12 protein-coding genes are annotated in these 14,138 nt (G+C 51.8%); 2 read left to right on the top strand and 10 right to left on the bottom strand.

Annotation, left to right across the window (positions count from 1 at the left end):
• Position 1 precedes the first annotated feature (1 nt).
• Together LY85_RS14390 and LY85_RS14385 are read left to right on the top strand one after the other, a co-directional pair.
• Positions 2-985, top strand: a complete 984-nt coding sequence (locus tag LY85_RS14390; RefSeq protein ID WP_038322608.1) for a sugar-binding domain-containing protein — start codon at positions 2-4, stop codon at positions 983-985.
• Between the two features lie 361 nt (positions 986-1,346).
• Entirely contained in the window at positions 1,347-3,491 is a 2,145-nt protein-coding gene (locus LY85_RS14385; RefSeq protein ID WP_243122569.1) for an SPFH domain-containing protein, read from the top strand.
• Between the two features lie 90 nt (positions 3,492-3,581).
• Here LY85_RS14385 and LY85_RS14380 read toward each other — a convergent pair whose 3' ends face one another.
• From LY85_RS14380 to LY85_RS14335, 10 genes are all read right to left on the bottom strand, one after another.
• Positions 3,582-4,508, bottom strand: coding sequence for an ROK family protein (locus LY85_RS14380; RefSeq protein WP_141827201.1), 927 nt, complete (start codon positions 4,506-4,508; stop codon positions 3,582-3,584).
• 6 nt (positions 4,509-4,514) lie between these two features.
• Entirely contained in the window at positions 4,515-5,240 is a 726-nt protein-coding gene (locus LY85_RS14375) for an N-acetylmannosamine-6-phosphate 2-epimerase (protein WP_038322604.1), read from the bottom strand.
• Positions 5,241-5,288: 48 nt separating this feature from the next.
• Positions 5,289-6,251, bottom strand: a complete 963-nt coding sequence (locus LY85_RS14370) for an ABC transporter permease (protein ID WP_141827200.1) — start codon at positions 6,249-6,251, stop codon at positions 5,289-5,291.
• Positions 6,252-6,279: 28 nt separating this feature from the next.
• Positions 6,280-7,764, bottom strand: a complete 1,485-nt coding sequence (locus tag LY85_RS14365) for a sugar ABC transporter ATP-binding protein (protein ID WP_141827199.1) — start codon at positions 7,762-7,764, stop codon at positions 6,280-6,282.
• Positions 7,765-7,839: 75 nt separating this feature from the next.
• A complete protein-coding gene (locus tag LY85_RS14360) occupies positions 7,840-8,838 on the bottom strand; it encodes a sugar ABC transporter substrate-binding protein (protein WP_141827198.1) in 999 nt (332 codons plus the stop codon).
• 92 nt (positions 8,839-8,930) lie between these two features.
• Positions 8,931-9,644, bottom strand: coding sequence for a GntR family transcriptional regulator (locus LY85_RS14355; RefSeq protein ID WP_141827197.1), 714 nt, complete (start codon positions 9,642-9,644; stop codon positions 8,931-8,933).
• Between the two features lie 358 nt (positions 9,645-10,002).
• Positions 10,003-10,203 carry a hypothetical protein gene (locus LY85_RS14350; protein ID WP_243122568.1) on the bottom strand — a complete coding sequence of 67 codons (201 nt, stop codon included), beginning with the start codon at positions 10,201-10,203 and terminating at the stop codon, positions 10,003-10,005.
• 145 nt (positions 10,204-10,348) lie between these two features.
• Complete coding sequence (locus LY85_RS14345) at positions 10,349-10,855, bottom strand: YcxB family protein (RefSeq protein ID WP_141827195.1); 507 nt, start codon at positions 10,853-10,855, stop codon at positions 10,349-10,351.
• 343 nt (positions 10,856-11,198) lie between these two features.
• Positions 11,199-11,519, bottom strand: coding sequence for a hypothetical protein (locus tag LY85_RS14340; protein WP_038322597.1), 321 nt, complete (start codon positions 11,517-11,519; stop codon positions 11,199-11,201).
• Positions 11,520-11,603: 84 nt separating this feature from the next.
• The gene (locus tag LY85_RS14335; protein WP_141827194.1) at positions 11,604-14,138 is read right to left on the bottom strand and encodes an MBG domain-containing protein; all 2,535 of its coding nucleotides are present in this window, start codon (positions 14,136-14,138) and stop codon (positions 11,604-11,606) included.

The following is a 14,138-nucleotide window of genomic DNA, read 5'->3' as shown; positions in this document are numbered from 1 at the left end:
AATGGGTACTTCCGATGATACGCAATTGCTGGTAGAAATCGCACATCTGTATTATGACGACTACCTTACACAGGATCAGATTGCGAAGAAATACAATATGAGCCGCTCGCTGGTCTCGAAACTGCTCACAAAGGCGCGCACCGTCGGTATTGTGCAGATTATCATCCACGACGCCGGTATGCGGCCTTACCATGTGCTGGAAAACCAGCTGAAATCCACCTTCAAGCTGCACGACGTCATCTGTGTCAATGTGGACGAAAGCAACCAGCCCAAGAAAAGGCTGGGGCATTTGGCGGCGAAATACCTGTTCCGGCGCATGTACTCGGCCAAGCTGGTCGCGGTATCTTCCGGCACGACCAATTTTGCGCTGGCCAACAGCTTTTCCTCCCCTGTCCCATTTCCGGATGTTACCTTTGTGCCGCTGTCCGGCGGATTGCTGCGTAACGACCGGGACACCCAGGCGAATGTTATCGCCGAAATTTTTGCGCGTCAGTGCGGCGGCGACAGCTTGCAGCTCCATGCCCCTGTAGTTGTCGATTCACCGGAGGCAAAACGGATCCTTATGAAACAGCATTTCATCAAGGATGTGCTGGACAACGCCAGAAAAGCGGACCTTGCCATCGTCGGTCTCGGCAGTTCCCCCATCTATTTTGAAATGACAGAGGCCTATCTGCATGGCATTGATAAGTATACCGACAATGTCAGCGATCTGATAAAGGGTGATATTTCATTTAATTTTTTCAATGAACACGGTGAGTTGGTGGATTGCAAATGGAACCAGCAATTGATGTCGCTGAGTCTGGATGAAATTAAGAAAATACCGGAAGTGATCGGGGTCGCCGGCGGGGACGAAAAAGTTGAGAGCATTTATATCGCCATCCGCTATCGGCTGATCGACACGTTGATCACCGACACGACCACTGCAAAGAAGCTGCTTCATGTCAGCGCCCAGCAATTTACGAAAGATCATGTTGACAGGATATGAAAAATGCAGCTTTCCCTTTCCCCCCGCCTGTGTCGGGAATTTCCGTATCCTTTAGAAGGAATCGCCCATTCAATCCATGAACCACAAACGCCCACCGAACGGAAAATTCCGTTCGGTGGGCGTTTTCTCATGGAATCTCGCAGGCGCGATTTCCCCTAAAATCTGGTATTTCCCTGTTACCGTCCTTCTATTGAAATCCGTGTCATTGTAGAATATAATGAAGCATAGATTTAGTAATGTGCTGTTGACGGTCGAAATACGAAAGATATTCCGTTTTTCCCCGGCTTTTTGGCACGGCGTCCGCATCCTTCCGGGAAGCGGGTGCTTCACAATCCATGAAATAGGTAAAGGAGAAATGGGAATGGGCTTTATTCTGATTCCGCTGTATATTCTGGTTGCTGTCGCAGTGCTCTATCTTTTGATTTTTAAGATTCTGGGCCTGCGGATTATTGGTTCCAACGAGGTCGCTGTGATTGAAAAATGGTGGAGCAGAAAGGGCTCTTTGAAGGATTCCATCATCGCCCTGCACGGCGAGGCCGGCTATTCGCCCGACCTTCTGCGCGGCGGCATGCACTTCAAATCCGCCCTGATGTATAAAATCCACAAATACCCCCTGATCACGGTTCCGCAGGGACAGATCGCCTATCTGTTCGCACGGGACGGCCTTCCGCTTGCTCCGACGCAGACGCTGGGAGAAGTGGTGCCTCAGGCCAACAATTTTCAGGACGTGCGCGGGTTTCTGCAGAACGGCGGCCAGCGCGGCCCGCAGCGCGGGATTTTGAGAGAAGGTACATACGCGATCAATCTGGCTCAGTTCATTGTGATTACTCCCAGCGACATTAAGGCGATCGGCAATTCCCGCAGCGAACGCGCGGAGATCGCCAGCATGCAGCAGACGCTGCTGGAACGCGACGCGTTCCGCCCGGTGGTCATCATGGCCAATGCAAGCGATACCAGCGATATCATGGGTATCGTCACCGTGCACGACGGCATGCCGCTGGAGCAGGGCGAAATCATTGCGCCGAGCGTGGGCGAAGGGCACTCCAGCTTTCAGGACCCGGAACAGTTTCTGGAACTGGGCGGTCGCCGCGGCAAGCAGCTGCAGGTGCTGACGGACGGCACCTATTACATCAACCGCCTGTTCGCCACGGTGGAATTCCGCCCGAAAACGGTGGTCCCCATCGGATTTGTCGGGGTCGTGGTTTCCTTCTTCGGAAAAGAAGGCGTCGATACGACGGGCGAGGATTACAAGCACGGCGAGCTGGTGGAGGCTGGCTGCAAGGGTGTGCTGGAGAAACCGCTCATGCCCGGAAAGTATGCGTTTAACACCGACGCCGGACGCGTGGTGCTGGTCCCCACTACCAACATTATTTTAAAATGGAATAAATCAGAGGTCGGCGACCATAAATACGACGAGAACCTGACCGAGGTCGATATCATCACCAAGGATGCGTTCGAGCCTTCGCTCCCCCTTTCCGTCGTCATGCATATCGACTACAAGCAGGCGCCGTGGGTCATTCAGCGCTTCGGCGACATCAACATGCTGGTCAACCAGTCCCTTGACCCGCTTGTAAGCGCGTACTTTAAGGATGTGGCGCAGACCAAGACCCTGATCGAGCTGATTCAGGAGCGCAGCGCTATCCGTGAACGCGCCGTAACCGAAATGCGCAATAAATTTCAGAAATACAACCTGCAGTTGGAGGAAGTGCTCATCGGTACGCCGAGGTCTTCCCATGCGGATGTGCAGATTGAAAACATCCTGACGCAGCTGCGTGAGCGCCAGATTGCGGAGGAAAAGAAAATCACCTATCAAAAGCAGCAGTCGGCGGCGGAAAGCGAAAAATCCCTGCGGGAGGCCCAAGCGGTCGCCGAGCAGCAGAATTTCCTGACCAAGTCGAAAATCCAGATTGAAATTGAAGGAAACAACGGCGCCGCCATGGCGAGCAAGGCGGAACAGGAAGCCAATCAGATCATCGCACTGGCAAAAGCCAACGCATCGAAAGTACGGCTGGAAGGCGAAGCCGAGGCTTCCAAAGAGTCCAACGTCGGCCTTGCCAAGGCGCAGGCCATTGACGCGCAGGTACGGGCTTATGGCGGCGCGGAATACCGGGTCATTCAGGAAATCGCCGACAAGCTGACCGACGCGATCAAAAACTCCAAAGTGGACATTGTACCGAAAACAGTCGTCAACATGGGCGGAAACGACGGGCAGTCTTCGGGCGCCGGCAGCGGCAGCAACACGGTCATGGACACTCTGCTGAAATTTTTGACGCTTGACAAACTGGGCGTGTCGCTTCAGCATATCTCAGAACCGTCCACCACGGCGCAGGCTATTCAGGCGGCGATGGAATCGGCTAAAGCCGGGCAGACAGCCCCTTCTGAGGAACAGCCGGTCCCGGCGGACGGCGGGCAGCCGAATCAGCCCGTACAGCCTGCATCGCAGGAAACCGCGCAGCCGACTGCACAGGACAAAAAACAGCCGGTGCCTCCAAAAGAGAAAATTTAGGGATTCTCACCCCAACTGCAAAATAAAAGAGCACCCTTGCGGGTGCTCTTTTATTTTGGTGAACATCGGGGATTCGGGTGTCGGCACACTCTACCCGCGCTCCGCGGACACGCCGTATTGGTGCTGCGAGAAGGCCAATGCAGCCGCTCCCAGCAGGGGGGCGTCGTTCCCCAATGCCGAGCGTACCAGCTTGATTTTCTTTAAATGCGGGCTGCTTTGTCTGTCGTATTCTTTAACAAACTCATCCCACCAAAGCGCAGAGGTATCAAGAATGCCGCCTCCGAATAACAGCGCCTGCGGATCATAAAGATTGGCGCAGGTCACTGCGCACAGCGCGAGATTTTCAATAAATTCACGCAAAACGCTCAGCGCGGCAGGATCGCCTTGCCGTGCGCGGCTGAAAAATTCATAGCCCGAATCAATGGCTTCCTGCCCGCTCATCTCATTGTAACGCTGCCAGAGCGCCGTGCCGGAAACGTATTTTTCCACACAGCCGTGCTGACCGCACAGGCACTGTTTCCCGTTCGGGTGCAGAACAGCATGTCCGATCTCCCCAAAACCTCCCGCCTGGCCGCTGATGCTGACGCCGTCCAGCAGCAATCCGCCGCCGACCCCTGTTCCGATGATGATGCCGAACACGCTTTTGAAGCCGCGGATCGCCCCCATCCAGTTCTCGCCGATAAGGGCCATCTTGCAATCATTGTCCACTGCCGTGGGCTTTTGATACTTTTCCTGCAGCCTGCTTTTGATCGGGGTTCCAATATACCCGCTGTAGATATCCACCGCGTACAGCACCTCGCCTGTACGCGGGTCAATTCGCCCGCCCGTGCCGACACCGATTGCATCAATGGCATATTTCTTCTCAAGCGTATCGATGATTCTGAAATAGGAATCCAGAATAAACGCGCCGGTTCTTCCCACATTGTCAACATGGATCTTCTCCAGTATGTCGCCACGCTCATTTACGGCCGCACCCATGATTTTGGTGCCCCCGGTATCAATTGCCGCCGCAATCATAAGAACTCACGCTTCTTTCCCGTTGTTTAAGTAAGGCTTCAAATTGTCTACAATTTTTCTGGTTATAATCTGCGGACGCGTAATGCCGGCTCCTATGACCACATTGTGCGCACCGGCCTGAAACGCTTTGGCCGCCAGCTGATCGTCCCAGTAACGGCCTTCCGCTACCACCGGAACCTTGAGCTTTTCCGCCAAAGACGCCACCAGGCTGATATCGGGCGCCTGCAGCTCCATGATCTTGTCACCGTCATTGTGGCGCGTATATTCCGTGTAGCCGGCCAGCGTTGTCGAAACCAGGTCGGCGCCTGCATCAACAGCCCTTAATCCCTCGTCGCATGTCGATACATCCGCCATCAAAAGAATGTCGGGAAACTCTTTTTTTATTGAGCTGAGCAGCTCGGCCGCCGACACGTTTCCGGGCTTTGACAGCTTGCACGCATCAACCGCGACAATTTCAGATCCCGTCGCATATACTGCCTCCACGTCGCGGAGAGTAGGCGTAATGTAACACCAATATCCGGGGTATGTATGTTTAATAAGACCGACCGTAGGGATTGCGATCAGCTGGCGTGCCGCGAGAATATCGGCCACGCCGTTCATACGCACGCCAACCGCGCCGCCTATCTGTGCCGCCAGTGCGAACCTGCCCATAATCGCGCTGTCGCGCATCGGCTCCTCTGCCGTCGCCTGGCAGGATACGATCAAACCTTTTTTTAACTCTGTAATTTTCATAAATCGGCCATCTCCCTATTCAGTAAATATATTGTAACATTGATTGCTTTATATTTTTTTGCTCAGTCGTTTCTGGCTCATCATATCGGCGCTGATCGCAAGCAACAGTACGGCGCCTTTCACCACGCGCTGGTAATAATCCGGTATGTTCATAAGAATCATGCCGTTGAGCAGCACTCCCATCACCAAAAGGCCCGCAATGACCCGCGTGATTTTGCCTTCTCCGCCGGTCGTGCTTACGCCGCCCAAAACAACGGCTGTAATGATGTCCATTTCATACATCTCGCCCGCTTTCGGCTGGCCGCTGTTTACGCGGCTCAGCAGCACCATGCCCGCAAGCGCCGCAAGCATGCCGCACAAACCATACACGCTGTACATAACTTTTCTTACGCTTACGCCGCTTAACCGGGACGCTTCGCGGTTGCTGCCTATTCCGTAAACGTATCGTCCGAAGGATGTTTTCTCAAGCGTTATGTAACCGACAGCAAAGCAGATCGCCATAATAATCACAGGGATGGGGATCGGTCCCAAATAGCCCTGCCCAAGAGCGGTGAAGCTTGCCGGAAAACCGTAGACAGGGAGACCGCCCGATATGATGTACGCCAGTCCGCGCAGGATGCTCATTGCCGCCAAGGTCACAATCATCGGGGGAATCCCCACTTCATAAGTAAAGAAACCGTTCAGCAGCCCTACGATCAGCCCCACAATCAGTACGATCAGCATCGCCAGTATGGGATTCAGACCCGCCACCATCAGAGAAGCGCACCCCACGGAAGCCGCGCCCATCATGGAGCCAACAGAGATATCAATCCCCCCGGTGATGATCACCATCGTCATCCCCACCGCAGGAATGCCATAAACGGCAACCTGCCGCAAAATATTAAAGAAATTCGTTGTCGTGAAAAAACCTTCCGCAACGATTGAGAAAAAAGCGGTCAGCGCCAAGAGCACAATGTAAATTGCATACTTCGATATGCTTTTTTGTTTTTTCACCTGTACGGCAGTGTCCATATGCAGAATCTCCTTCTTTCGAATCCAATTATTCGGTGGCCAATTCCAAAATGCTCTCCTGCTTTACATCTTCGGACGAAAGCATCCCTGTTATGGCACCCTTGCGCATGACGAGAATCCTATCGCTCATTCCGATCAGCTCCGGCATTTCCGAAGAGATCATGAGAATCGATTTTCCTTCGGAAACCAGATCGCGCATCAGCTGGTATATTTCTCTCTTTGCGCCTACGTCAATCCCGCGCGTCGGCTCGTCAAAGATCAGGATATCGCATTGCGTGGCAAGCCATTTGGCTAAAACCACTTTCTGCTGGTTTCCCCCCGAAAGCGTCTTTGCCAACTGGGTGGAGGAATGCGCTTTGATATGCATCGCTTCAGAAAACCTGCTTACTGTCGCGGCTTCCTTCTTTTTTTGTACAAACCCAGCCCTGCTGACACTCTTCAGGCTGGCATAGACAACATTGAAATCGATTCCTTTATTGATCAGCAGTCCCTGTGACTTTCTGTCTTCCGTTATCAGACCGATGCGGTGGCGGATGGCATCCTTGGGTGTCCGTATTTCAACAATCTCCCCATTGAGCCGCATGGTCCCCCTGCTGATTGGATCCGCGCCGAAAATCCCCCGGGCAAATTCCGTGCGTCCGGCTCCCACCAGTCCCGCAAGGCCCAATATTTCCCCTTTATGCAGCGTTAAGCTGCAGTCGTGTATCGCGGCATTGGTATATCCCTCGACCTCAAGCACCGGCGGGCCAATGGGTGTGGTCCGTTTCGGGTACTCCTGTCCTATCTCCCTGCCCACCATATGTTTGATCAGCATCGGCCGGTCCGTATCCGCCGTATTCATCGTAATGACATGACGGCCGTCCCGCAGCACTGTCACCCTGTCGCTGATCCTGAAGATTTCTTCCAGTCTGTGGGATATGTATAAGATCGTAATTCCTTTGGCGCGAAGCTTTTCAACAACGGAAAACAGCTTATCGATTTCTGTATTGGTCAGCGGCGCTGTCGGTTCATCCATAATCAGAAACTTGATGTCTTCCGAAATGGCTTTTACAATTTCCACGACCTGTTGTTCAGCGATCGACAGGTCGCGCACCAAAGCGTTCGGATCAATGGAAACCCCCAGATCATCTATCATTTTGAGGCAGTCCCGATACATCTTTTTTTCATCGAGAAAAATACCCTTTTTAATCTCTTTGCCATAAAAGATGTTCTCCCTGACGGTCAGCTGCGGCATCAGGTTTAACTCCTGATAAATCACACCGATACCGGCAGCTTTGGAAATCGCAGGGGAATTGTTCGTCATTTCTTTATCATCAAACGTCCAATCCCCGGAGGTTGGCAAATGAGCGCCCGTAATTACTTTGATCAGCGTTGATTTGCCCGCTCCGTTTTCTCCGACAAGCGCATGAATCTCTCCCCGGCGCAGCTCAAGTGACACATCGTCCAGAGCCAATACACCCGAGAACCGTTTTGTAATATGCTTTAAGACAAGAATATTGTCGTTTGTGGTCATCGCTGCACCTCACCATAAAATCTGCATCTGTACCGGTCCTCCGCACAGAGAAGACCGGCACAAAACAACATCGCTCTAGTTTTTAAAGTAATCTGCAATATTGCCTGCATCCACAACCTTCATCGGAATCTCAATCGTATCTGCGATCGAACCGCTTTTCAGGACTTTCAGCGCGGTATCGACAAAAAGCTTTCCCGTCTCATAGGGCTGAATATCAACTGTGGCGCGGTAAATACCGCCCTCTTTGATTTTATCCAGTGCTTCCTTTGTGGCATCAAGGCCGCCAATGTAGAATTTGTCGCTGGCTTTTCCGGCAGCCATGACCGCTTCATATCCGCCCAGAGCACCGGCATCGTTCACGCATACAAGCACATCCACATCGGGGTTCGACTGTAAAATGTTCTCCATGTTGGTCATCCCTTTTTCCGGGTTGTTCGCACTCTGGCGCGCCACAATCTCCGCGTTCGGCGCTTTGCTCAGTATACCCTCTTGAATGCCGTTGCCGCGGGCGATAATCGATTTGAGCTCGGGATAATCAAAAATCGCTACCTTCGCCTTACCGCCCATCTTGTCCGCAATCCACTGCCCGGCGTTTTCGCCGATTGCAAAGCCGTACTCGTACTCAGGGACTGTAATGAACGCATCGCTGCCCTCTACGTTCTGATTGCCAGCGATCACGGGAATCTTTGCCGCATGCGCCGCTTTCACGGAGGGAACCAGACCCTGCTCGTCAATAGGGCTGACGATTACCGCGTCTACTCCCTGCGAAATAAAGTTTTCAAATGCGCTGACCTGATTTGCAAGGTCGGCTTTCCCGTCATTGATTGTGACTTTAATCCCCAATTCATCACACCGGTCCTGTACGCCCTTCGCCACTTCAACGAAATAGGTATTCGTTAAATCCGGACATGTAAAGGCAAGCTTGACATCGGACGTCCCCTGCTGTGACGCGGTTTCGGAAGAGGTATCCGCAGTTTTTTGACCGGTTGATTCTGACGGTCCCGATGGGGAACAGCCCCCAAAGCCGATCACCGTCATTGCCAGAACGAGAACAAACGCTAACATCCTTTTCATTTCAATTTCCTCCCTGTGTTATTTATACCTTTCACGAAGGCGCACTGAATAAAGCCCCCACGCCTTCGATAAAGCCGGCAGACGAAACGAGCTTATTTGAGCTCAATGGAATAGGTGTAACAATCGTTCTTATAATACCTATAATTGTATTCCACAGCTTCTTTGCCGTGAAACGCATTTCTGGTTACTTTTAGGGCTGCTTCGCCTTCCTTCATACTCAGCAGCTCTGCCTCCTCTTTCGATAAAGACGCGGCCATAAAAGACTCGACTGCACGGTCGGGTCTAAATCCGTTTCTTTCCAGGATTTTATAAAGCGAATTTTCTAAAAGATCCTCTTTGTCAATTTCCCCATAGAACTTTTCCGGAATAAACGAATGGTCAAGCGCAATCACCCTGTTATTCGCCAGACGTTGGCGCCTTATGTATATTACGTACTCATCATTCAGGTTCAGGAGCTTATTCAATTCCTTACCGGGTTTTATCCTTTCCAGATTCAATATATGAGCGGACGGAATCATATTCAGCCTTTTTACTTCTTCGGTAAAAGAGTAAAACTGCGACAGGGCATGTTCGATGTGGGTATGGCACACGAAGCTCCCCCGACCGGGGATTCTCTCAATATACCCTTCGTGAACCATTTCATCCAACGTGCGCTTGGCCGTGATACGACTGACTTGAAAGGTATTGCAAAGTTCTGTTTCAGACGGCACTTTATCTCCTAATGCAAATTCTCCATCTCTTATCTTTGAAACAAGTATTTCTTTCAATTGATAATAAATAGGAATCATCTCATTATTAACAGCCATAAAATCCTCCTAATAATTTCTTAATTGGTATATTGATATATCAGCTTGATTGATATATCAATATATTAACTCTATTTCTCTCAACTGTCAATCCCAAAATTTGTCTTTTTAAGAGCTGCCGTTTTTTAGGAGTTCTTGATGTATCCCGTAATTCAGCCTCCGTTCTTTCCCAACGTATCCTCCAAAAGGAGCCGGATTCCTCCCTTCCGATCAATATAACCCGCTGTGCCGGGATTATCTGAGATTTTACGAATACGCCGTTCTATCAGGGACAGTAAAAAGAAGCCGCTCCGGTTAAGGAGCGGCAGAGAAACCAAAGGCAAATATTTATATTCTAAGGAGTAGACAATGACTATATTTATTTCTTGCGGCTGCAAACCAGGCGCTCAATGATATCATCCAATATTCGCAAGTCCTGACTGTTCAAATCATCCAGTAAGGAAAGGATTCGTTTCAATGCTTTTGCGCTTCCGCTGTCACAGCTGTCGTTACAGTTGCCACGATCCGATGCTGATTCGACGGCATCAAAATCGTCATTGACATAACGATTCAGACTCAATGCAATACCTCCTTCATGAAAGATTAATACATAATATTCAAATCACTAATGGCTTGTCAATATGGCTATTAGGAATCCCAAACAGACAGAAAGAACCGCCAAAAAACTCGGCTCCTGCCGTAAAGCAAGAGCCGAAAAGTGGTGTTTAAGCTATTTTGGACTTTAACAAGGAAACAAAGTCATCTATTATCTCGCGGTTTTTAATTCCAGTTATCGGGATGTAAACCATATCACCGGCCTTAAACGCTATGACAATAAATTCGGTATCTGTTTGAAATTGTTTTATTGCATCGTATGGGATTTTAGATTCTCTGATTTTTGATTTAATTGCTAAGCCGTCTTTATTGAGAGTAATTGATTTTTCAGAATCAAAAAACGGTTGACCTAATTTATTAATATTTTTCTTAATATCGTGCGACACCTTGATATTTAAAATAAGCAAAAAAATTCCTCCGTAGAGTACTGAAAGAAATAATTTTAATAATACGGTTCCCGCCGTTTCAGAGGGAAATCGACCCAAGATATTTACTAACAAAAATGTCACAAAAATCACAGCAGTGATTATCAATGTTACTTTTATCTTTCTGGGCTTTACCTTCTTTTTAGCAAATCTTCTATAGTCATCCGCTGTAGATGAGTATCTCAATTCCATAAACACAGCCCCCTTTGAAATTTATCTTATCATCGGGGTTGGGAAATGTCAATTTACATTCCTTCAAACCATCCCCCCCCGGAGCCCCGTCGTTCAGGGTATCTTTTAGGATATGGATGAACGCTTTCGCCGCGTTAGTCAGATAGCGGTTCTTTTTAAAGGAAACGGCCAACTACCTTTTCATGCTCCCGCCTGATTTTCTGTTCGATTTTTCAAATAAAACATTTCTTTTTTCCTGACATACAAAAACCTCCAATCGTAGTTCTATCCTACGGCTGGAGGCTCTTCCTTTCAATCTGCTAAAATCTCCCCGGCGCGCAGGCAGCGTGCCGGGGAGATTTTTTTAAACGGAGATCTTAACCGTGAAGGACTCCGCCGCGTTCCGGGGATTCGCGATATACAGGTTCCGGTGATGTGTGTTTTCCATGACGTATCCGGAAGAAATTCCGCTCAGCACCACCGGGTCCTTACCGGTTCTGTCGGCCTTGATGTCAAAAACGATATCGGCCGCTTCCCGCTGCGTCGGCTCATCGTAATCGTAGTACGCACGTACGGTGAGCCTTGCGTCCTCATGAAAATCCGCTAGGGTAAAGTTGTTGCTCGACCTTTCCTTCTGGCCGCTCTGCGGCTGCTTTTCACTGACGATGATAACTGCCTGATTCATAAAGAACACCCTTTCTTTTTATGGCTGTTTTCAGCCTGAATTCATCGGTTCGGCGGACGAATGCGTTCCGCGTGGACAGGCGCTTCAGAAAACGCTGGTCTGCCGGGTGGAATCGCCTTGCGGCTGGAGTTCGTTTCCAACGTCGACGCGAACGGAGACATGCGACAGCAGGTTGTTTTTGGGGTCGTATACGTCGAACTGAATCCACGCAGTACCCTCGCCTTTTCCCGTAACCAGATAATTTTCGTTCGCAAGCTTTGTGGCCGCTGCGATTTTGTCGTCGGTGGAGGAAACCTTTACCGACGCCGCCTTGGTTCCGGTCAGCTTCAGGCCGATCTGATATTTGCCGTTTGCGGGCATCCGGTAGCTGGTCGTATCCAGCGTAAAGGAATCTCCGACTCCCGCGATCACATAGTAGCTGAAATGGGTCGTGCTGAAAACGAGGAATCCGTCGGCCACAGCCGCGCCCATGTCGGTAAAGGTTCCGTCGTTTTCATAGCGGAACACGTGAGGCGTACCGGGCAGCCCCGCCGGAAGCGGAATTCTGACTGTGACGCTGCCGGTGAAGGAAGAAATCGGATTGCCGTTCTGGTCCAGCAGATTCAGGTTGTAAAGAAGCGGCGTGCCGATCATGTTCAGCCCGGGGGCTGCCGCGACCGCGCTGTAAACCGCCGCTGCCTGCGGGTCCGGGTTCGCGGTCCCCTGTGTTCCGCTCTGAGCGACAGGAAGTCCGGCCGGGGTCAGCGGCGTGGCGGCAAGGACCGCCTGGGTCACGCCCGCGGGCAGCGACGCGCCGGTAAGGTTCACGGTCGGCTCCGCGGGAACGCCTGGAACCGCGGAAGAAGAGGTGTCTTTCTTCGGACGGTCGGGTTTGGGGGAAGGGGCGGCACCCCGCGTGACGGTCACGGAATAAGTTCTGGTTTCGTAGGAGTAAAATGTTACCCATAGATAAAACACGTTGCGTCCCTCCGCGAGGGAAAGCGTGTGGTCGGCAATTTCCTGCGTGCAGGCTTCGTCGCGGTAAAGCTTCCAACCGGAACCGCTCGGGACGGTCGCCGAAAAAGTGAACGAGCTTGTATCCGCCGGAGCCGTCCCGGAAACGGTTCCGTTGATGAGGTCGATGACCGGGGAGGGCAGATTTACGCTCAGCACGTCGGTCAGGAGGGATTGGATGAAGAGCGTGGCGGGGACATGGGCCAGCGTGTAGTTAGCGTTTCCTCTCGCGTTCAGTACCGCTTCCGGTGCGTAATCGATTGGATAATTTCCCACCCGGCTGCTGTCTGCTACATTCAGACGAACTGCCGCCCGGGTTTCAAGACAGTTGTCCTGATTGTCTGGCGAGAGGAAGCCGCCGTAGAATATCAAATCATTCAGATCGTCAAGGGTGGGGAGCGGGGACCCGCGGCTAATATAATAATTCGACACCGTTACGGAAACCTGTTTTTTTGCAATGGAAAAATCAGCGGAGTCCGACCCGGTGTAACCCGTCTTGTTCACCGATACGGTCACCGTATAATCCCCGGCGTTGACCGGCGGGTCAGCGCTGTCGGGGTACACGGTCCCGTTCCGTCCCGTATAGCGGTAGGCAAGTTCGTCCGGCTGCAGTCCGGGGGCAACCGGTTCCCCCTCGTAGCCGTTCCACGGCCGGCCGTCATAGACCGTGTCCGCTCCCGTTATGGAAATCGGAATTTCCAGCGTGTCTCTGGCGGTTACCGTCAGCGTAAAGAAGCTGTCGTTACAAAAATCTCCTCCCTGAATGCTCAGAGTGATGTCCTCGGAGGTGTTTACCGCCCGGTCGGCAGTGCTGAATTCCAAGTACCAATCACCTGTGTTCGTGTCCTGGCGCACGGAAGGGCTGGAGGCAATCAGCCCGCTGCCGTAGGCTCCGGTTATTGCATATTCCATACCGGCAGAACCAGAAATCGGCAGGCGGGGTAAAAGGTAGGAAATATTGCTCGTCGTCTGACCGGCAAATACGGAATATTCTCCCTGCGTTTCCCCGTCATAGTCCATTTTGTCGACCGTGAGTGCTGCGCGTTCACTGGTTACGGATTCGCAGCCCTCCGCCGTAAGCACACAGTATATTTCATAGCTTCCGGGATTCAGACCTGTTAGGGTAAAGGATAGAGTCCCCTCTCCTCGACTCATATCTACACGGTCGTAGATCATGTGCCACTCATAATGCACCGCGGCTTCGTTTGACGCCGTCGCTACAACGGTAAACGCAACCGTATAGCCGAGCGCGAATGTGACACTCTGATCCTCCGGCGGCTGCGTAACGGTAATGGTTCCAGAGCCGGTCAGGGCGCCCGCGGTCCGCGCCATTCCGGCGGCTTCCCCGCCGTCGGGTACGGGAACCTCCCCGGAATCCGGAGCCTCCCCCGCCTCCGGGCCTTCGGGCTGTTCGGTATCCGCAGCCCCGGAACCGGGCGTACCTTCCCCGGAATCCCGCACATCCGCCGTCACGGAGCCGGACGCGCCTTCCCCGGCAGATACCGGGGCGGGAATCTCTCCGGCATCCTGTGTGCCGTCGGCGGCGTATACCGCACAAGACAGCAGGTTCACCACCATGCAGGCGGTGAACAGAACACTCAAAAATTTCCTCATCGTCATTTTCAT

Origin of the sequence: Clostridium sp. KNHs216 (assembly GCF_006714885.1) — a bacterium.
Lineage (GTDB): Bacteria > Bacillota > Clostridia > Oscillospirales > Acutalibacteraceae > Caproiciproducens.
The sequence above is the reverse complement of the archived record's forward strand: the minus strand, read 5'-3'. Positions and strand labels throughout refer to the sequence as shown.

Excerpts from the sequence above, each read along its gene's own strand:
- LY85_RS14375 (WP_038322604.1), bottom strand. The coding sequence starts at position 5,240 with ATGAAAATTACAGAGTTAAAAAAAGGTTTGATCGTATCCTGCCAGGCG.
- LY85_RS14390 (WP_038322608.1), top strand. The coding sequence starts at position 2 with ATGGGTACTTCCGATGATACGCAATTGCTGGTAGAAATCGCACATCTG.
- LY85_RS14385 (WP_243122569.1), top strand. The coding sequence starts at position 1,347 with ATGGGCTTTATTCTGATTCCGCTGTATATTCTGGTTGCTGTCGCAGTG.
- LY85_RS14335 (WP_141827194.1), bottom strand. The coding sequence starts at position 14,138 with ATGAAAATGACGATGAGGAAATTTTTGAGTGTTCTGTTCACCGCCTGC.
- LY85_RS14365 (WP_141827199.1), bottom strand. The coding sequence starts at position 7,764 with ATGACCACAAACGACAATATTCTTGTCTTAAAGCATATTACAAAACGG.
- LY85_RS14355 (WP_141827197.1), bottom strand. The coding sequence starts at position 9,644 with ATGGCTGTTAATAATGAGATGATTCCTATTTATTATCAATTGAAAGAA.
- LY85_RS14380 (WP_141827201.1), bottom strand. The coding sequence starts at position 4,508 with ATGATTGCGGCGGCAATTGATACCGGGGGCACCAAAATCATGGGTGCG.
- LY85_RS14340 (WP_038322597.1), bottom strand. The coding sequence starts at position 11,519 with ATGAATCAGGCAGTTATCATCGTCAGTGAAAAGCAGCCGCAGAGCGGC.
- LY85_RS14360 (WP_141827198.1), bottom strand. The coding sequence starts at position 8,838 with ATGAAAAGGATGTTAGCGTTTGTTCTCGTTCTGGCAATGACGGTGATC.
- LY85_RS14345 (WP_141827195.1), bottom strand. The coding sequence starts at position 10,855 with ATGGAATTGAGATACTCATCTACAGCGGATGACTATAGAAGATTTGCT.
- LY85_RS14370 (WP_141827200.1), bottom strand. The coding sequence starts at position 6,251 with ATGGACACTGCCGTACAGGTGAAAAAACAAAAAAGCATATCGAAGTAT.